16 protein-coding genes and 3 tRNA genes are annotated in these 18,537 nt (G+C 59.4%); 12 read left to right on the plus strand and 7 right to left on the minus strand.

What is annotated here, in order from left to right:
• Position 1: 1 nt before the first annotated feature.
• From accB to CCGE531_RS07695, 3 genes are all read right to left on the minus strand, one after another.
• Positions 2 to 469: an acetyl-CoA carboxylase biotin carboxyl carrier protein gene (gene accB, locus CCGE531_RS07685; protein ID WP_120663653.1), complete on the minus strand. Its 468-nt coding sequence runs from the start codon at positions 467 to 469 to the stop codon at positions 2 to 4.
• A gap of 24 nt (positions 470 to 493) precedes the next feature.
• Entirely contained in the window at positions 494 to 931 is a 438-nt protein-coding gene (aroQ, locus tag CCGE531_RS07690; RefSeq protein WP_120663654.1) for a type II 3-dehydroquinate dehydratase, read from the minus strand.
• 205 nt (positions 932 to 1,136) lie between these two features.
• Positions 1,137 to 1,904 carry a DsbA family protein gene (locus CCGE531_RS07695; RefSeq protein ID WP_120663655.1) on the minus strand — a complete coding sequence of 256 codons (768 nt, stop codon included), beginning with the start codon at positions 1,902 to 1,904 and terminating at the stop codon, positions 1,137 to 1,139.
• 212 nt (positions 1,905 to 2,116) lie between these two features.
• Here CCGE531_RS07695 and CCGE531_RS07700 point away from each other — a divergent pair, with 212 nt between their 5' ends.
• Together CCGE531_RS07700 and CCGE531_RS35180 are read left to right on the plus strand one after the other, a co-directional pair.
• A complete protein-coding gene (locus CCGE531_RS07700; RefSeq protein WP_120666602.1) occupies positions 2,117 to 3,274 on the plus strand; it encodes an aminotransferase class I/II-fold pyridoxal phosphate-dependent enzyme in 1,158 nt (385 codons plus the stop codon).
• Positions 3,275 to 3,334: 60 nt separating this feature from the next.
• Positions 3,335 to 3,469 carry a hypothetical protein gene (locus CCGE531_RS35180; RefSeq protein WP_281024447.1) on the plus strand — a complete coding sequence of 45 codons (135 nt, stop codon included), beginning with the start codon at positions 3,335 to 3,337 and terminating at the stop codon, positions 3,467 to 3,469.
• A gap of 158 nt (positions 3,470 to 3,627) precedes the next feature.
• Here CCGE531_RS35180 and CCGE531_RS07705 read toward each other — a convergent pair whose 3' ends face one another.
• Positions 3,628 to 6,522: a ribonuclease E/G gene (locus CCGE531_RS07705; RefSeq protein ID WP_120663656.1), complete on the minus strand. Its 2,895-nt coding sequence runs from the start codon at positions 6,520 to 6,522 to the stop codon at positions 3,628 to 3,630.
• 717 nt (positions 6,523 to 7,239) lie between these two features.
• Here CCGE531_RS07705 and CCGE531_RS07710 point away from each other — a divergent pair.
• From CCGE531_RS07710 to prfB, 3 genes are all read left to right on the plus strand, one after another.
• Positions 7,240 to 8,415 (plus strand): N-acetylmuramoyl-L-alanine amidase, encoded by a 1,176-nt coding sequence (locus tag CCGE531_RS07710; RefSeq protein WP_245459089.1) that lies wholly within the window; start codon positions 7,240 to 7,242, stop codon positions 8,413 to 8,415.
• 259 nt (positions 8,416 to 8,674) lie between these two features.
• On the plus strand, positions 8,675 to 11,134 hold the full coding sequence (locus tag CCGE531_RS07715) for a penicillin-binding protein 1A (RefSeq protein ID WP_120663658.1): 2,460 nt from the start codon (positions 8,675 to 8,677) through the stop codon (positions 11,132 to 11,134).
• 126 nt (positions 11,135 to 11,260) lie between these two features.
• A protein-coding gene (prfB, locus tag CCGE531_RS07720) for a peptide chain release factor 2 (protein ID WP_120663659.1) occupies positions 11,261 to 12,392 on the plus strand; the annotation gives its coding sequence in 2 pieces (ribosomal slippage) (positions 11,261 to 11,329 and positions 11,331 to 12,392; 1,131 coding nt in all).
• 78 nt (positions 12,393 to 12,470) lie between these two features.
• On the opposite strand, the gene CCGE531_RS07725 is transcribed toward prfB, so the two are convergent.
• The gene (locus CCGE531_RS07725) at positions 12,471 to 13,244 is read right to left on the minus strand and encodes an NAD kinase (protein WP_120663660.1); all 774 of its coding nucleotides are present in this window, start codon (positions 13,242 to 13,244) and stop codon (positions 12,471 to 12,473) included.
• A gap of 172 nt (positions 13,245 to 13,416) precedes the next feature.
• Between CCGE531_RS07725 and CCGE531_RS07730 the strand changes: the two genes are divergently transcribed.
• The 3 genes from CCGE531_RS07730 (at position 13,417) to CCGE531_RS07740 (ending at position 14,331) form a co-directional block, all read left to right on the plus strand.
• Positions 13,417 to 13,492: transfer RNA gene (locus CCGE531_RS07730), tRNA-Thr, on the plus strand.
• Positions 13,493 to 13,623: 131 nt separating this feature from the next.
• Positions 13,624 to 13,893: a hypothetical protein gene (locus tag CCGE531_RS07735; protein ID WP_120663661.1), complete on the plus strand. Its 270-nt coding sequence runs from the start codon at positions 13,624 to 13,626 to the stop codon at positions 13,891 to 13,893.
• Between the two features lie 144 nt (positions 13,894 to 14,037).
• A complete protein-coding gene (locus CCGE531_RS07740; RefSeq protein ID WP_120663662.1) occupies positions 14,038 to 14,331 on the plus strand; it encodes a hypothetical protein in 294 nt (97 codons plus the stop codon).
• Positions 14,332 to 14,370: 39 nt separating this feature from the next.
• On the opposite strand, the gene CCGE531_RS07745 is transcribed toward CCGE531_RS07740, so the two are convergent.
• Both CCGE531_RS07745 and rlmB read right to left on the minus strand, forming a co-directional pair.
• Positions 14,371 to 15,060, minus strand: coding sequence for an AprI/Inh family metalloprotease inhibitor (locus CCGE531_RS07745; protein WP_120663663.1), 690 nt, complete (start codon positions 15,058 to 15,060; stop codon positions 14,371 to 14,373).
• Between the two features lie 40 nt (positions 15,061 to 15,100).
• Positions 15,101 to 16,009, minus strand: coding sequence for a 23S rRNA (guanosine(2251)-2'-O)-methyltransferase RlmB (rlmB, locus tag CCGE531_RS07750; protein ID WP_120663664.1), 909 nt, complete (start codon positions 16,007 to 16,009; stop codon positions 15,101 to 15,103).
• A 197-nt stretch (positions 16,010 to 16,206) separates the two neighbouring features.
• Here rlmB and CCGE531_RS07755 point away from each other — a divergent pair.
• The 4 genes from CCGE531_RS07755 to CCGE531_RS07775 all read left to right on the plus strand — a co-directional run bounded on the left by CCGE531_RS07755 (position 16,207) and on the right by CCGE531_RS07775 (position 18,281).
• Positions 16,207 to 16,291: transfer RNA gene (locus CCGE531_RS07755), tRNA-Tyr, on the plus strand.
• A 26-nt stretch (positions 16,292 to 16,317) separates the two neighbouring features.
• Positions 16,318 to 16,391, plus strand: a tRNA-Gly gene (locus CCGE531_RS07760).
• A 441-nt stretch (positions 16,392 to 16,832) separates the two neighbouring features.
• Positions 16,833 to 17,603 (plus strand): hypothetical protein, encoded by a 771-nt coding sequence (locus CCGE531_RS07770; protein ID WP_120663666.1) that lies wholly within the window; start codon positions 16,833 to 16,835, stop codon positions 17,601 to 17,603.
• Positions 17,604 to 17,861: 258 nt separating this feature from the next.
• Positions 17,862 to 18,281 carry a DUF3597 domain-containing protein gene (locus CCGE531_RS07775; RefSeq protein ID WP_120663667.1) on the plus strand — a complete coding sequence of 140 codons (420 nt, stop codon included), beginning with the start codon at positions 17,862 to 17,864 and terminating at the stop codon, positions 18,279 to 18,281.
• Positions 18,282 to 18,537 lie beyond the last annotated feature (256 nt).

An 18,537-nucleotide genomic window follows, 5' to 3' on the forward strand; every position in this document is an offset into this window, starting at 1 on the left:
CTTACTCGATGACGACCAGGGCTTCGCCGTACTCGACCGGACGTCCGTCCTGAACGAGGATTTCGGTCACCGTACCGGACTTTGGCGCAGGAATCTGGTTCATCGTCTTCATGGCCTCGATGATCAGCAGGGTCTGGCCCTCCTTGATGGCCGAGCCGACCTGAATGAAGTCGGCCGCTCCCGGTGCCGGTGCCAGATAGGCGGTGCCGACCATCGGTGCGCTGACGACATTATCAGGATTGCGGGTCTTGCCCGCGGGCGCGGCGGCTGCCGGGGCTGCTGCAGCCGGAGCGGCAAAAGCGGCCGGGGCGGCGAGCGGCGCTTGAACATATTGCATCGTGCCGGCGCGCGACACGCGAATGCGCAAATCTTCCTGCTCGACTTCGATCTCGGTCAGATCCGTGTCGTTGAGAATGTTGGCGAGATCGCGAATCAGCGCCTGGTCGATACCCGATTTCTTTTCAGCCATTGGATTTCTTGCCCTGTATTTTTGTTATTGGGTGATGGATTTCAGCGCGTGAAGCGCCAGGATGTAGCTATAAGGTCCGAAACCGCAGATCATGCCCTTTGCAGCGGGCGCGATCATCGATTTGTGCCGGAATTCTTCGCGTGCGTGGATGTTGGAGATATGCACCTCCACGACGGGAATGGAAATGGCGCGGATCGCATCGTGCAGCGCGATCGACGTATGACCGTAGGCGCCAGGATTGATCGCGATGCCGACGGCCTTGTCGTCCGCCTCGTGCATCCAGTCGACCAGCGTGCCTTCGTGATTGCTCTGTCGGAAATCGACAACGAAGCCCAGGCTTTCGCCGACGGACTTGCAGTCGGCTTCGATATCCTTCAGCGTCTTGCCGCCATAGATGCCCGGCTCGCGCTTGCCTAAGGCATTCAAATTGGGTCCGTTGAGGACAAAAATAGTTTGCGCCATCAGATGTTCCGTCAAAGTGCAGCGCAACCTATAGACTCCCGAGGCCCTGTAGGAAAGCCCCGGAGCGAAGGTTGCATGTCTCTAGGTGTGGAAACGCCGCGATTTTGGCATTTTTGCGCCGCGCGAGGACGCGGCGCCGTTTTGAAACTATCAAAATGCGAGCAGGCTATTTGCTCCCCCGTCGCAAGGCCGGCTGTCACGCCCGTCAGCAGCTGGTTTTGCCGCAGCTGCGGACATTGGCGATCTTCTGCTTGATGGCATCGAGGCCGATTGCGCCGGAAATCATCTCGTTGCCGATCACATAGGCGGGCGTGCCCGTGACGTTGAGATCCGAAGCAAGCTGGTAGGTTGCCTTGATCATATCGGTGTTCGGCGCTTTTGCCATTTCGGCGCGGATGGCCGCTTCGCTGACGCCGAGCGAGGTGGCGACCTCGATAGCTGTGTCTTCGGAGGCGCGGCCATCGCTGCCCAGCAGCTTGCGGTGGAACTGTTCATATTTTTCGGGCGCGAGCTGGCGGAAAGCGTTGGAGACGCGTGAGGCGGCAACCGAATCCTGGCCGAGGATCGGGAATTCCTTCAGCACGAAGCGCACGTCCTTGTCCTGCTTCAGCAGGGTGTCCATGTCGCCGAGGGCATGCCGGCAATAGGTGCAATTATAGTCGAAGAATTCCACGACGGTGATGCTGCCCTTCGGATTACCGATGGCCACGTCACCCTTGGAATTGAAGATCGCGTCCTTGTTCTGGTCGATCACCTGGCCCGACTGTGCGATACGGGCGTCGTCCTGCTTCTTCTCGAGTGCGGCCTGAGCGTCCAGCAGAACTTCCGGATGCTCGACGAGATATTCCTTGATGAAATCCCCGATTTCCTTCTTCTGCTGGTTATCCAGCGCGGCGGCCGGCTGGATTGTGGCGAAGGACGCTGTCAAGGCAATCGCCGAAACCGTCAGCAGTCTTTTGAGAGAAAAGGTCATTGGGTCCTCGTTTGAATTTAAGCGGAGACGTCGTTCTCGGGATGCGCATTACATCGTCGGGGCGGTATCCGCAAACATGCATCGACAATTTACGGTGCGTCCTTATCTCCAGAAACAGGAATTTTCACGACAAAGCCGCAATCGCGGGATTGTGAACGAACCGATATTGCGGCAAATGTCGCATGCCGATCCGATCCGAGAGAGAATTGATCTTGTTTTCCCTATCCAAGCGCAGCGATGTCGAACCCTTCCATGCCATGGATGTCCTGGCCGAGGCGACACGGCGGCGGCAGGCTGGGCACTCGGTCATTTCCATGGCAGTCGGGCAACCCTCGCATCCCGCGCCGCAGGCGGCACTGGAGGCGGCGCGCGCAGCCCTTGACCATGGCCGCATCGGCTATACGGATGCGCTGGGGACGCTTGCCCTGCGGCAGGCACTCTCCGTTCATTATCAGGCACGTCATGGCTTGAGCATCGATCCGAAGCGGATTGCCATCACCACCGGATCGTCGGCCGGCTTCAATCTCGCTTTCCTGACATTGTTCGACGCCGGCGACAGCGTCGCCATCGCCCGGCCGGGCTATCCGGCCTACCGCAATATCCTCGCAGCGCTCGGTCTCGATGTCATCGAGGTGCCGGTCACCGAGGAGACGCAGTTTACGCTCACTCCTGAAAGCCTCGAGGCGGCACAGGCAGCAAGTGGCAAGCGTCTGAAGGGCGTGCTGTTGGCAAGCCCCGCTAATCCCACAGGCACGGTGACGGGCAGGGCGGCGCTGAAGGCGCTTGCCGATTATTGCGCCGACCGTTCCATCGCCTTCATCTCCGACGAGATCTATCACGGGCTGACCTTCGTCGGCGAGGAGACGAGCGCGCTGGAGCTGACCGACGAGGCGATCGTCATCAATTCCTTCTCGAAATATTATTGCATGACCGGCTGGCGCATCGGCTGGATGGTCTTGCCGGAGCGGCTGGTCCGCCCTATCGAGCGCGTGGCCCAGAGCCTTTATATCTCGGCGCCGGAATTGTCGCAGATTGCCGCCGAGGCGGCGCTCGGGGCTGGCGCCGAGCTCGATGTCTATCGCGAAAGCTATGGCCGCAACCGCGATTTCCTGATGCGCCGGCTGCCGGAAATCGGCTTCCGCATCGCCTCGCCGATGGATGGCGCCTTCTACGCCTATGTCGACGTCAGCCGCTTCACCAATGACAGCATGGCCTTCGCCCGCAAGATGCTGGCGGAAATCAATGTCGCCGCCACGCCCGGCCTCGATTTCGATCCAGTAGAAGGACATCGAGCGATGCGGATCTCCTATGCCGGCTCGAATGCCGAAATCGAGGAAGCCACCGAACGCATGGCGGCTTGGCTGAAATAGTATCCGCAATCAATGATTTGCGTAGACTTTTGAAAGAACTTTCGCAGGCTCGGAAGTCGCATGCGTATGGTGCGTCACGATCTTTTTCAGACCTGCTTCCTTCGCTTGGAGCAATTCCAGCAAAAGTGCGAAGCGGTTTTGCGTCCGGAATTACGTGAAAGCAAAGAGATGGAGCATTTCCACGGCACCTGCTAAGCCGGAAATGCTCTAGATTTTGCGATCAATCGCAAAACTACAGCACCTTTGTCCGGCTCGCTTACGCACATCCTTCAAAAGCGTCCGTCAGCAGAAACGAAAAATCCGGCCGCGTCGCCACGGCCGGATTTCTGTCAAATCATTCCCTATCGAGCTTCTTAAAAGAAGCCGCGGCGCTGCCACCAGCCGGCCTTCTTCGGCTTGGTCGGCTCTCCATCGCCGTCGCCACCTTCATTGGTGCGGGTGGACTTTACCACCGGAGCGGAGGAGGAAACGTTGGATTCGCGATTGGCGCGGGCCGGCTTGGCTGCATCTTCGGTCGCCGACGCCTCTGCCGGATTGTCCAGAACTTCGGCGATCTCTGCGACCGCTTCGATTTCGACATCTGCCGCGGGTGCGGCTTCGACCTCAGGTGTCTCGACCGGCGATGCCTCGACGGCCTTTGCCTTCCGGCGACCGCGGCCCTTGGCGGGCTTGACATCCTCGGTGACGATGGCTGCCGTTTCGACAGCTGCCATGGCGGGCTGTCCCTCGACGGCGGCTTCGCCTTCGGCAACGGCGATCTCGGCCACAGTTACGGTTGCTTCGTCACCTTCTTCGGCGTCAGCCCCATCGGCTTCGTCCGAATTGGCTTCATCGCTTGCGGCCTGTTCGCCGCCTTCGCTTTCACGATTGCGTCGGCCACCACGCTTGCCGCGACGACGGCGCTTGCGCTTCTGCTGCGCGTCATCGTCGTCGTCACCACCAGCGGATGCGGCGTTTTCTGCGCCGGCATCGGCGTCATCATCGTCGCCTTCTTCTCCGTCGGCATCTTCAGCATTCGCTACGGAGTCGTCGTCGGAAACCGAAGCTGCCTGGCCATCATTGCCACGGCCGCGACGACGGCGGCGACGCTTGCGCTTGCGGTTGCCGTCATTGTTCTCAGAGCGGGCGGCAGGCTGCTGCTCGGTAGCTGCCGCGGCCTTTTCTTCCAGCTCTTCGTCTTCGTCCTCATCGGCTTCGATGACGATATCGTCTTCATCGTCATCGGGGATGGCTGCGAAGTTGAACAGGCTTTCGATCTTCACCGGATTGGCGACAGGCTCGCCGCGGTCGATCGCGAAATGCTGCGTGCCGACGGCATTGTCGGCGTCGATGACGATCGCCACGCCAAAGCGGGTTTCGTAATCAATGATCGTCTGGCGCTTGTGATTGAGCAGATAGAGCGCAATGTCCGGCGTCGTGCGCACGGTGATGTCGTGCGTCGTGTTCTTGAGCAGGTATTCCTCGATGCCACGCAGGACGTGCAGAGCGACGGAGGACTGCGAACGCACGTGGCCGGTACCGCCGCAATGCGAGCAAATCTGCGTCGTGCTTTCCAGAACCGATGCGCGGATGCGCTGGCGCGACATTTCCAGAAGGCCGAAATGCGAGATGCGGCCGACCTGGATACGGGCGCGGTCGTTCTTCAGGCACTCCTTCAGCTTCTTCTCGACGGCGCGGTTGTTGCGCTTTTCTTCCATGTCGATGAAGTCGATGACGATCAGGCCGGCAAGGTCGCGCAGACGAAGCTGACGGGCCACTTCATCGGCGGCCTCCAGGTTCGTCTGGAGCGCGGTATCCTCGATCGAATGTTCGCGGGTCGAGCGGCCCGAGTTGACGTCGATCGAAACCAGCGCTTCCGTCTGGTTCATGATCAGGTAACCGCCGGACTTCAGCGTCACCTGCGGCTGCAGCATGCGGTCGAGTTGCGCCTCGATGCCCGAGCGCGAGAAGATCGGATGGATGTCGCGATAGGGCTGAACCACCTTGGCATGGCTCGGCATCAGCATCTTCATGAAGTCTTTCGCTTCACGATAGCCTTCCTCGCCGGAGACGATGACTTCGCCGATATCCTTGTTGTAGAGGTCGCGGATCGAGCGCTTGATCAGGCTGCCTTCTTCATAGACGAGGCAAGGAGCGGTCGAAGCGAGCGTCAGCGTGCGGACGTTTTCCCACAGGCGCATCAGATATTCGAAGTCGCGCTTGACTTCGACCTTGGTGCGGTTGGCACCCGCCGTGCGCAGGATGACGCCCATGCCCTGCGGCACTTCGAGCAGCTTGGCAATTTCCTTCAGGCGCTTGCGGTCCTGCGGATTGGTGATCTTGCGGGAAATGCCGCCGCCGCGCGCCGTATTCGGCATCAGAACCGAATAGCGGCCTGCAAGCGACAGATAGGTGGTGAGCGCCGCGCCCTTGTTGCCGCGCTCTTCCTTGGCCACCTGCACCAGCAGGATCTGCCGGCGCTTGATGACTTCCTGGATGCGGTACTGCTTGCGCGGCTTGCGCTGGACGCGGTCCGGAACCTCTTCCATTGCGTCTTCGGCGCCGACGGATTCGATCACTTCCTCTTCATGGTCGTGATCATCATCGTCGTCGTCATCATGACGGCGCTTGGAGGAGCGGACGTCTTCGGAGATCGAATCGGTTTCGACCATGGCGGCCATTTCGCCCGACGGACCGTCCTCGTCCTCGCTCGGCGCATCGATCGCCGTCGTCGCTTCCGGGGCGGATGCCTTTTCGGCGGGAGCCTCCGCTACCACCTTCTTGCGGCTGCGGCGCGGCTTCTTGGCCGGAATTGCTTCCTCTGCGGGCGCCGCTGCTTCCGGGACGGAGGCCTCTTCCGCGATCGCGGTCGGCACTTCGGCTTCGTCGCTCTTCTTGGGAACGATGCCGATATCAGGCTGTTCCTGCTGCGAAAGGTCGAGCGCGGTTTCCACATGCTCGACATCATCGTCGCGGCGATGCTCTTCGGCCTCGGCCCTCAGAAGCGCCTGACGATCGGCGAGAGGGATCTGATAGTAGTCGGGATGGATTTCGGCAAAGGCCAGGAAGCCGTGCCGGTTGCCGCCGTAATCCACGAATGCGGCCTGAAGCGAAGGTTCGACCCTCGTTACTTTTGCAAGATAGATGTTGCCGCGGATTTGCTTCTTGTGCTGAGACTCGAAGTCAAATTCTTCTATGCGGTTCCCGCGAACGACAACGACGCGCGTCTCTTCCTCGTGAGACGCATCGATAAGCATTTTGTCTGCCATGAAAGCTGTGCTCCTCGGCGCAGACAACCGGATGGGGGCCCGCCTGTCGCTGGGACAAGCCGGACATGGTCCGCCGTTGCTGCACCGGATAATGAAAGTCGCGATTGGTTCGGAGATGACAGCATCCAGACGGCAGCCGGGGCATCATTTCCCTGGGGTCTGTTCACTCTCTTAAAAAGCTGCTGCGGTAGCATCCGTAACCAAGCGAGATCGACTATGCCTTAGACCCAACGAATGGGTCCGATGAATGTGCTCTCTAAAGAGCGTTTGGTGGCTCTCCACCGATGAATTTCCCGTCTGAACCGGAAATTCAGATATCCACTATTCGGAGCAGAAGCACTGCAGACGACGGATGACTGCCGCTTATGGCGCCTGGTACTCGAGGCGGCTGCCTTTGCGGCGACTCTATCCCGTCAACACTTCTACCCTAATATGCGTTGTATGTTTTATCTGTCACAATAGCAAGGGAAAAGCCAAGTATGCCATAATATTGATGGATTCGTCGGATGATGAGGACGCGGGGAGGGCGCATCAACGATTCGTCTCCCGGCGCATCATCGGGTGCGGCCATCACGTCAAACCTGGTTCCGCTATTGGGACTTCAAAAACAACGCCGAAACCAATATGGGGCGCGTTGGACAGTTGGTAAAGGGATTGCGGCATGTGGCGGAGATTGGCGTGAGGGCTTTGCGAATTGCGGCAGCGGCCTTCGCCCTTATGATTCTCGTGGTGCTTTCGGCATTTGCGCCTGCCTTGGCCGCGGATGGTCCGTTGCTCGCCTATGGCGCGCGCATAGCCGGCGACGATGCCCGCACGCGCATCGTCATCGACATGGACCGAGAGCCGGCCTTCACTGTCCATTATCTCGACAATCCCGCCCGCGTGGTGATCGATCTGCCCGCGACGGCATTCGGCTTTCCGGCCGCCGATCTCAAGCCGACCGGTCTCTTCAAAGATATCCGCTACGGCACCATGGATGCAGACAGCGCTCGCATCGTGCTGACGGCAAAAAAGCCGGTGAAGCTGGTCATGGCCAAGGTGCAGGCCGATGAAGGAGGCAAGGGGCAGCGCCTCGTGCTCGATGCCGAGATGGTGCCGACCGAACAATTCGCCGAGCTGGTGAAGAAGCAGAGTTGGACGAGCGACGATACCGCCAGGGATGTCGGTCCGGTCGCGCCGACGCAGAAGGCCGATCCGAATATCTTCCTGATCGCCGTTGACGCCGGTCATGGCGGCATCGACGCGGGTGCGACCGGTACCGACGGCGTCACGCAGGAAAAGGACATCACGCTCGCCTTCGCGAAGCTGTTTGCCGACAAGCTGAATGCCCAGGCCGGCATCAAGGCCTTCCTCACGCGTGACAAGGATCAATATTTGTCCTTGTCGGAGCGCGTAACCATCGCGCGCCAGAACCGCGCCTCGCTTTTCATCTCGCTGCATGCTGATACGCTGAAGCAGAAGGATATCCGCGGCGCGACCGTCTATACGATCTCTGACAAGGCTTCGGACCGGCTTGCCGGCGAAGTCGCCGACCGTGAAAACAATTCCGATCAGATCGCCGGGGCCGACGCTCAGGCACAGCCGGCCGCCGTCAACGATATTCTGATGGATCTGACCCGCCGCGAGACGCAGGCCTTCTCCATCTCGCTGGCGCAGGATGTGCTGTCCTCGTTCAACGGCCAGGTCTCGATGATCAACAATCCGCACCGTCACGCCGGCTTCCAGGTCTTGCAGGCGCCGGATGTACCCTCGATCCTGCTCGAGCTCGGCTTTCTCTCCAACAAGGAAGACGAGAAGCTGTTGCTCGACCCCGATTGGCGGCAGAAGGTGGCCGACAGGCTGACCGAAGCGGTGAAGCAGTATCGCGTATCGATCATCGCGAACGGCGGCTAACGGCGCCGAATGCCGATGATCAACCGTGGCTTCCATGTAACAGCGTTGAATATTAGAATTGAATGAAACTTGGAATACGGGGGCGAGCCCTATTTTGCTCACATTCCCGCCGTTACAGCGAACTATCATCCGCTCGCGAGTGAAGCACGGCTTTGTTTCAATGCCGTCTTGCATTAACACCGCGAGCATGCAAAACGCCCGTGGCTATGCGATGATCTCGCGCACATGCCGCATGAAGAACAAGCACCGGTAGTATCATATGATCAGACTGATTGGATATTTCTTTGGGCTGGGCTGCCTCCTGTTTCTGGGTGTTGCGGCTGCGGCGGCCATCTATCTGAGCGTGGTCTCCAAGGAACTTCCCGACTATGAGGTGCTTGCGAAATATGCGCCGCCGGTGACGACACGCATTCACGCCGGCAACGGCGCCTTGATGAAGGAATATTCGCGGGAGAACCGGCTTTTCGTGCCGATCCAGGCCATTCCCGATCGCGTCAAGGCAGCATTCCTTTCGGCGGAAGACAAGAATTTCTACAATCATCCCGGCGTCGATGTCGGTGGCCTAGCACGCGCCATTGTGGTGAACCTGCAGAACATCGGTTCCGGCCGCCGATTCGTCGGCGCATCCACCATCACGCAGCAGGTCGCCAAGAACTTCCTGCTTTCCGCCGACCAGACCTTCGACCGCAAGATCAAGGAAGCCATCCTCTCCTTCCGCATCGAACAGGCCTACAGCAAGGACAAGATCCTCGAGCTTTACCTGAACGAGATCTATTTCGGCCTGAATTCCTATGGCATCGCCGGCGCCGCGCTCACCTATTTCGACAAGTCCGTCAACGAGCTGACTATTGCCGAATCGGCCTATCTGGCCTCGCTTCCCAAGGGCCCGTCCAACTACAATCCGTTCCGCCGTGCCGAAGCAGCGCTCACTCGCCGCAATTGGGTGATCGACCGCATGGTGGAGAATGGCTATGTCAGCCAGAGCGACGGCGAAGAGGCAAAGAAGCAGCCGCTCGGCGTCGTGCCGCCGAAGAGCGGCCCGTCGCTTTTCGCCTCGGATTATTTCGCCGAAGAAGTCCGCCGCCAGCTGATCGACCAATACGGTGAAAAGACCCTTTATGAGGGCGGCCTTTCCGTCCGCACGTCGCTTGACCCGCAGATGCAGCTCGAAGCACGCAAGGCCCTGCAGGACGGCCTGGTCGATTATGACGAGCGTCGCGGTTATCGCGGCCCGCTCAAGCAGATCGCGACGTCGCAGGATTGGGGCGCCGAGCTTGTCAAGGTTCCCGCGCTGAGCGACGTGCCGGAATGGCAGGCCGCCATCGTCCTCTCCGTCTCCGATCAGGGCGTCGACATCGGATTGCAGCCGAGTGTCGATGCGGCAGGCAGGATTTCGACCCAGCGCAAGCGCGGCACGATCGCCGCTGCCGATATGCGCTGGGCCTACCGGTCGGCGGGCGGCAAGTCGGTGAAATCGCCGGGCGGCGTGCTGAGCGCTGGTGATGTGATTTACGTGCAGAAGACCGGCAACGCCGATTCGAGCAGCTATCGCCTGCGTCAGCCGCCGAAGGTGCAGGGCGGCCTGGTCGTCATGGATCCGCATACCGGCCGCGTGCTCGCCATGGTCGGCGGCTTCTCCTATGCGCAGTCCGAATTCAACCGCGCGACCCAGGCCAGGCGTCAGCCGGGTTCGTCGTTCAAGCCGTTCGTCTATGCGGCTGCGATGGATAACGGCTATACGCCGGCCTCCGTCATTCTCGACGATCCGCTGCAGATCACGCTCAGCAACGGCGATGTGTGGAAGCCGACGAACTACGAAGGCGAGGGCGGCGGCGTGCATACGCTGCGCTTTGCCATCGAACACTCCCGCAACCTGATGACTGTCCGCCTCGCCTCCGACATGGGCATGCCGCTGGTTGCCGAATATGCCGAGCGCTTCGGCATCTACGACCATATGAACCCGGTTCTCGCCATGTCGCTGGGTGCCGGCGAAACGACGGTACTGCGCATGGTTTCGGCTTATTCTGTCATCGCCAACGGCGGCAAGCAGATCAAGCCGACGCTGATCGACCGCATCCAGGACCGCTACGGCAAGACGATCTTCAAGCATGAGGAGCGCGTCTGCGCTAACTGCAATGTGAATGTCTGGCAGAACCAGGACGAGCCTGTCATTGCCGATAATCGCGAGCAGGTGCTCGATCCGATGACGGCCTATCAGGTCACGTCGATGATGCAGGGCGTCATCATTCGCGGTACGGCCGCCGGCAAGATCAAACTCAACACCGATGTCGCCGGCAAGACCGGCACCACCAACGATGAGAAGGATGCCTGGTTCGTCGGCTTCACGCCGAGCCTCGTCGCCGGCCTCTACGTTGGCTACGACACGCCGACCACGCTCGGCCGGGGCGGCACCGGCGGCGCGCTCGCCGCGCCGGTCTTCAACGAATTCATGCAGGTGGCGACGAAGGATCAACCGCCGGAGAAGTTCCAGGTCCCGGCTGGCATGACAATGGTTGCAGTCAATCGCGCGACCGGCATGGCCGCGCAGCAGGGCGATCCGAATGCCATCATGGAAGCCTTCAAGCCTGGCACCGGCCCGGCAACGAGCCTCCAGGTCATTGGTGGCGGCGATGCCGCGCAGGTGCCGCCGGAGGAGATTCTGAGGACGTCGCCGCAGGCGAACCAGGCGGTCACTTCCGGATCTGGCGGCCTTTTCTGATCCCATCCTATTTGCCTGATCAACATGCCGCGGGGCTTTACAGCCGCGGCATGTATATCTATGTCACCAGCACTCTTTGAATTGGATGGCCGTTCGTCTTGAGCGGCGAAATGAAGAAGCAGGATCATGAGAGCCGAAATCGAGAAAATAGTCGACGAAACCAAGCAGGCTATCACCCTGCTGAGGAGGCATCTTTGACTGGGACCAGGCGGTAAGACGACTGGACTGGTTGAATAACAAGTCGGAAGATCCGACCCTCTGGAACGATGCCGCCGAAGCGCAGAAGCTGATGCGCGAGCGCCAGCAGCTCGATGATGGCATTGGCGGCGTGCGCGCGCTCGAACAGCAGCTTACGGATAATGTCGGGCTGATCGAGCTTGGCGAGGAAGAGGGCGATGCAGAGGTCGTCCGCGAAGCTGAAGAGGCTCTCAAGGGCCTGAAGACGGAAGCGGCGCGCCGGCAGGTGGAGGCCATGCTCTCTGGCGAGGCCGACTCCAACGATACCTATGTCGAAGTCCATTCGGGCGCCGGCGGCACCGAGAGCCAGGATTGGGCGAACATGCTGTTGCGCATGTATACCCGCTGGGCCGAACGCCAGCGCTTCAAGGTGGAGCTGCTCGAAGTTCATGACGGCGAAGAGGCCGGCATCAAGTCGGCAACGCTTCTGGTCAAGGGCCACAATGCCTATGGTTGGATGAAGACCGAGTCGGGCGTCCACCGCCTCGTTCGCATCTCGCCCTATGACAGCAATGCGCGCCGTCACACGTCCTTCTCGTCGATCTGGGTCTACCCCGTCGTCGACGACTCGATCCAGATCGATATCAACGAAGGCGATTGCCGCATCGACACCTATCGCTCGTCCGGCGCCGGCGGTCAGCACGTCAACACCACCGACTCGGCCGTGCGCATCACGCATATTCCGACCGGGATCGTCGTGCAGTGCCAACAGGAACGCTCGCAGCACAAGAACCGCGCCAAGGCCTGGGACATGCTGCGCGCCCGCATGTACGAGGCGGAGCTGATGAAGCGGGAAGAGGCGGCCAATGCCGAAGCCGCTTCCAAGACGGATATCGGCTGGGGTCACCAGATCCGGTCCTATGTCCTGCAGCCCTACCAGCTGGTCAAGGATCTGCGCACCGGCGTTTCGAGCACCGCGCCCGGCGATGTGCTGGACGGTGATCTCAATGAATTCATGGAAGCCGCACTCGCGCATCGCATCAGCGGTGCCGCCGATGCGGTCGTCGACGACGTCGAGTGAGTTCGAACCCATCAACACCAATAAAAAAGCCCCGGAGACGGGGCTTTTTTATTGGCGGGTGCGCTGTAAATTCCGGCTTCAATCCGAAAACTGTTCCGCGAGGATCCGATCCGACCACGATCTGTCCGGATCGGAAAGAATGCGGGCTGTCGTATCTTCGCTCTGGCGGATTTGGATGCCAAGGACGGATTTGACCTCGGCATTGTCGGCGGCGGCGTTGACCGGGCGTTTTTCCGCTTCGAGCACGGTGATGTCGACCGTGACCTTGTTTGGCAGCAGCGCGCCGCGCCAGCGGCGGGGACGGAAGGCGCTGACCGGCGTCATGGCCAGCAGCGGCGCCTCCAGCGGCAGGATAGGGCCGTGGGCGGAGAGATTATAGGCCGTGGAGCCCGCCGGCGTCGTTACCATCAGGCCATCGCAGATCAGTTCCGGCAGACGGACCCGACCGTCGATCTCGACCTTCAGTTTCGCCGTCTGATAGGATTGGCGAAACAGCGACACCTCGTTGATGGCGAGAGCGACGCGGGAGCTGCCATCCGCATTGCGCGTGGTCATCTGCAGCGGATGGAATGCGTTTTCGACAGCCGCCTCGATGCGTTCGGCCAGGCAATCCGTTCGATAATCATTCATCAGGAAGCCGACCGAACCGCGGTTCATGCCATAGACGCACTTGCCGGAATTCATGGTACCGTGCAGCGTCTGCAGCATGAAGCCGTCGCCACCGAGCGCCACCACGACATCCGCGCTCTCCTGCGGCGTCTGGCCATAGAGGCGAATCAGTTCCTGCTGCGCAGCCTGTGCCTCCGGCGCGGTGGAGGCGAGAAAGCAAACGGATTGAAGATTGCGTGACATGCAACGTCCTTTAAGTGGCCATACTAGGTAATGTTATTCCCCTCCTGCGACAAGACGTTTCACTCGGACTGGTAAATCGTTGAAGCCGCGCACCGATCCCCCAGCTTTAAGGCCGAACGAGGTGATTTTCCCTTTACAGGATTTCAAAATCTGTTAGTTGGCATGCCCACATGCCCTTGTAGCTCAGTTGGTAGAGCACCTGATTTGTAATCAGGGGGTCGCGGGTTCGAACCCTGCCGGGGGCACCAGATTTTTCCAAGACTTGGTTGCCTTATTGATCGCTGGTATGGAAAATCGGCGACAACGAGATAATTTATAGACGCCGAAGCCTCAGCATGTCGGCGAAATCATCAACATAATATCTTGTCCCTGGAAACCTATGACCAGCAATCCCAAGAAGCCGAAGTTAGAGCATTCCGAACTCTCGGGTGAATTCACCGATGACGGTGTGACCGTCTTGGTCGATATCTTTCGTCCGGCCGGTACCAATGCCGACTGGCGGATGGAAGTCATTACGCCGGAGGAGGATCTGATCGAATGGGAAGAACCCTTCGCGACCGACCGCGAGGCGTTCGACGAATTCCTGGCAACGATCGCGCGCGACGGCATCAGGTCGTTCTTTGACGAGGCGGATCCCGCGATTCACTGAGCTGCAGATACGTCTTGGCGAGCTGCATCAAATCGCAGCGGTTCTCCATGCATGCATTTGCATGCGTGCTCGGGGTTATAGGCGCATTTACAATGGCCGAAATAGGCATACACTCCATCCGTCAATGGCGGGGAGGATACGTTCATGCGCGAGATATCGCGGCATGTCGTCTTGGGATTGCCGCTTGTCGTGATCACGGCGGTCACAGGCGTGCCAGCGTTAGCCGGTGAAAACTGCTACTGTAAAAATACGGATGGAAAGCAGCATGCGGTCGGCGAGGTTGCCTGCATGACCATCGGTGACCGCAGCTATCTCGCACAATGCGAGATGAACCTTAACGTCACCTCCTGGGCGAAGCTTCAGGACGGATGCCCGGTTACCGAGAGAGTGCTTTGGCGCCAATCGGCCTGGCACCCGGCGCCGATGACCGTGCGATGAGCATTGCCGGCCTGATCTAAAGCATCTGCTTCAGTCGGCCTATTTGCGAACCAGCAGGAGCGGTTCGCCTTCCTCTTCTTCGGACTTCTGGAAACTGCCGTCCGGCTTCATGTCGAAGGAGAGCGAGGAGCCATCACTGCCCAGCATCACCAGCCCGAAACCTTCGGCGGCCCAGAGTGAAAGCTTGAGCTCGCCAATCTCGGCGGCGCAGTCTCCGCTTGGTGACATTTTGGCGGTGCCGTCCTGATCCTTGTCGGTGGTGAGCGTGATATCGCAGACCGGCTTTCCGCCCGGCTGCTGGATGCGCCATGCGCCGGCAAGACTTGCGACGGTCGGCACGTGATCGACATCGCCCAGCGCCGGCAACAGCCATGTAGGGTCGCCGCCTTCGCTTTGCCACGGGGAGCCTTCCTCCTGCTGGAAGCGCATCAGCGGCTTGCCCTCGGCATCCGCGATGGCGAGCGCGCCGTCGTCCGTGAAGTTCCACGCGCGGGCTTTGGCGAGAGCGGGCAGGGGTGTCGCGCAGGCATCGGCACCGGTGATTTCGTGACCGCCAGCAACTGCGTTCGTCCCGAAGGTGAGACGGCAGCCCTTGGCGCCGCTTTCAGGCGCGACCAGCCATGTGCCGGTTTGTGCCTGAACGACTTCGTCGTCGGCTGCCGGGGCCGGCTGGGCCATTGTCAAAGCAAGGGCGGCGGAAACCGCCGCTAGACCGAGAGCACGGATCAAGGCAAATTCTCCCAACATGCCGCGGCCGCCAGGGGCGCCGCTATGATTTGAGATAGGACCGCGTCGCATATAGCGCGATCGCGGCTGCGTTCGAGACATTCAGCGATTTGATGGCGCCCGGCATGTCGAGCCGAGCCAGTGCATTCACCGTTTCCCGGGTCTTTTGACGCAGCCCCTTGCCCTCGGAACCGAGAACGAGTGCGATCTTGTCGCCGCTGAACGTGCCTTCCAGCGGTGCCGGCCCTTCCGAATCAAGACCGATCGTCGTGAAGCCGAGCCGATGCAGCTCGCCGAGCGCATCCGAGAGATTGGTGATCTGTATATAAGGTATGAGCTCGAGCGCACCCGAGGCGGATTTGGCGAGCACGCCTGATTCGGTCGGGCTGTGGCGCTGCGTCGTGATCACGGCACCGGCGTCGAAGGCCACGGCCGAGCGCATGATGGCGCCGACATTGTGCGGATCCGTCACCTGATCGAGAACGAGTAACAACGGACTGCCCTTCAGTGCTTCGAGGCGTCGCACGGGCAGGGGACGCGTTTCCAGCATCACGCCCTGGTGGATGGCTTCAGGACCCAGAATCTTGTCGATATCCTGCGGCGAGACGATCTCGACGGGAATGCCGAGTGCGTCGGCCGGGCCGATTTCCAGCCGCACCAGCGCATTCTGCGTCGTCGACAGCTTGATGTTCTTGCGCTCGGGATTGCCGAGAGCCGCGCGGACCGTGTGCAGGCCATAAAGAAGGACCTGGTCTGGCGCGAGCGCCGGCGGCTTCCAATCGTCCGCGCCAGCCCGCTTGCGCTTCTGCGGTGCCGGGGTCGGAATTTCACCACGTTCGCGCTTGGCGTCGCGATGCGCGCGACGCAGGGTGGCGTAATGCGTGTCCTTGGCCGATTTGTCGTCGGCCGTGTTTTCAGGGCCGGAGCGGCCGGATATTTTATCTTTGCTCATGCGGCTTTATAACCAGCGCCTTCCCGGGCGCATAGCCTCTTTCAGCGTCGGGCTTTTCCCACAGGCTGAAATTTTTTCGTCATTTTTGCCAATTCCTTGTGTTGACAGACGGAAATCGTCCGGTCATATACGCGGCGCAGATCGAAGCGGCGACGCCACGGTCGAGCAACTTGGTCGCAAGATCCAGTCGGAATACTGGAGGGATGCCCGAGTGGTTAAAGGGGACGGACTGTAAATCCGTTGGCTCAGCCTACGTTGGTTCAAATCCAACTCCCTCCACCATTCCGGACCGGATCTTGACCACCCGCGCGGGTATAGCTCAATGGTAGAGCAGCAGCCTTCCAAGCTGAATACGCGGGTTCGATTCCCGCTACCCGCTCCAAGCTTTTCAACCACTTAGCTATATCCTGTGTCACAGCGTGTCAGTCAGTCTTTTTGGCACGCCTTTCATTGCGAGCTTCCGTGATTCGGCGGCTGCTCTCCAATCCATCGCCGCGGCTATACCGGCGAGTGGTTTTTGTCGTGGTATGGGTCGCAAGATCACGGGCATCTTCCAAAGAGCCCGTTGCCTCGACGGTTTCGGAAACAGCTCCAGCTCTCGAATCCATCGACCAGACATTTGATGGAAAGCCGGCAGCATGCCGCACCCTGCGGAATTTCCCCGTATAACGGCTCTTCCGATATGGTTTCCAGTGATCCTCGTCAATGACGACTGGGCCAATATCGAGTTAAAGAACCTTATCGAGAGTTGAGCTTATTTTGCCGTTGTACAACTTTGATGTAAAACAGCGCGTTGCCTAAGTAGAGCTTGCAAGGAGCTATTATGAATTTGTCTGACGTTATGCAGAAGCCGCGCCGTAAGGTCGACAGAGCTAAGCGGCATATTTCAGAGCTTGTGCGAGAAACCAATCCCCTGTCGCGCGATCTCTATGAGCTAAAGATTGAAATTAATCGGTCCAGAGCCGTCCTCAGAACGCCGGACGAGCATCTCTTACGATACAAGCCTTTGACATCGATATCGGAACATTTCGGTGCCGTAATGGGGGATGCAGTTAACAACCTCCGCGAAGCGCTCGATTATTGGATGAATATGGCGCTTCAAACGGTGGGGCCGAAACAGAAGGCGCATTTTCCCTTCGCAAAGAGCAGTGTCGATCTAAGCACTTCGAAGGCATACAAGGATATACAAGCTTGGTTTCCTCAAGCTGCAAACTTTATCGCTACCATCATACAGCCGTGCTTCGACCAAAAACCGAATTTATGGGCAGTGACGAGCCTGTCAAACTATAACAAACACAACGATTTTCTGCCTTCAGTCGGAATTACCACAATCGAGAACGTGAATGTGCGTACAGGAGGGCTTACGATGCAAAGTTGCTCCATTGGTGGTCCTGCCGACCAAAAATTGAATTTAATTCAGAGTGTAGCACCAATACATTTTAGCAATGCGTACAATACAAAGGTAGAATTGCGTTTTGCTGGCGGGACCGAATTTGATGGCACTCTCGTGACCAAGCAGATGACAAGCATGATGGCTGCGGTGTCGTGCGCCTTGGATGACTTAGAGGGATTTATCGCGCCGTATTGTAAGTAGGGGACGGCTTGTCCAACGAGTTGAGGCCAAGAGGCATCAACTGGCCGTTGGCGGTGTTCATATTGTATCGAACCTGATCTATCCTGGCGATGACACGCTGTCGTCCTACTGCAAATAAAGCCTAATCGCGAACATGGCAGATGCTCGACGCCCTCATCCGCCTTGCGCTCATCCCATCTTTGCATATTTGACATGAAGGGTTGCTTATATTCTCGCGAGCGATAGATAATGCTCAAGCAACCGAAACGGGAGAGCGCAATGGGTATCTTCGACAAGATCAAGGGTGCAATCTGGGGAGAGGCGAAGGCTGCTCCAGCGCCGACACAGACTGCAGCAACCGCCAATCCGACGAGCGCGCCGACGCCGGCTCCCTCATCGACCACGGCGGCAACATCCCCCGCGACAAGCGCGCCATCCGCTCCGGTGGATGTCGCCGCCATTCTCGACGCTGCCGTCAAGAAGAATGGTCAGAAGCTCGACTGGAAACATTCGATCGTCGATCTGATGAAGGCGCTCGGTATGGATGCGAGCCTTTCCGAGCGCAAGGAACTGGCGCAGGAACTGGGTTACACCGGTGACGCCGGAGATTCCGCCAAGATGAACACCTTCCTTCATAAGGCGCTTCTGAAGAAGCTCGCGGACAATGGCGGCAAGGTGCCCGCCGATCTCCTCAATTGACATACGCGAAGCTTCGGTACGCCCACATTTGCTGGCCGCGCCGGATAACGCATCGCGGCAGATGACGATTTATTGCCGCTTGATTGTTTTGCGCCCTTTCCTTTCGGAGAGGGCGCTTTGCATTCACGGCCATCTCAGTCCGGAGGCATGCTTCCATTCCGCCGTCCGGCACTGGAATTCCCGCCCGTGCTTTCCTATCTAAGCGCCTGAACCGGCAAATGCTTTTTTGCCTTTCCGGATCGGGCGGCGAACCTTG

It is taken from the genome of Rhizobium sp. CCGE531, assembly GCF_003627795.1.
In the GTDB taxonomy this organism is placed as follows: Bacteria; Pseudomonadota; Alphaproteobacteria; order Rhizobiales; family Rhizobiaceae; genus Rhizobium.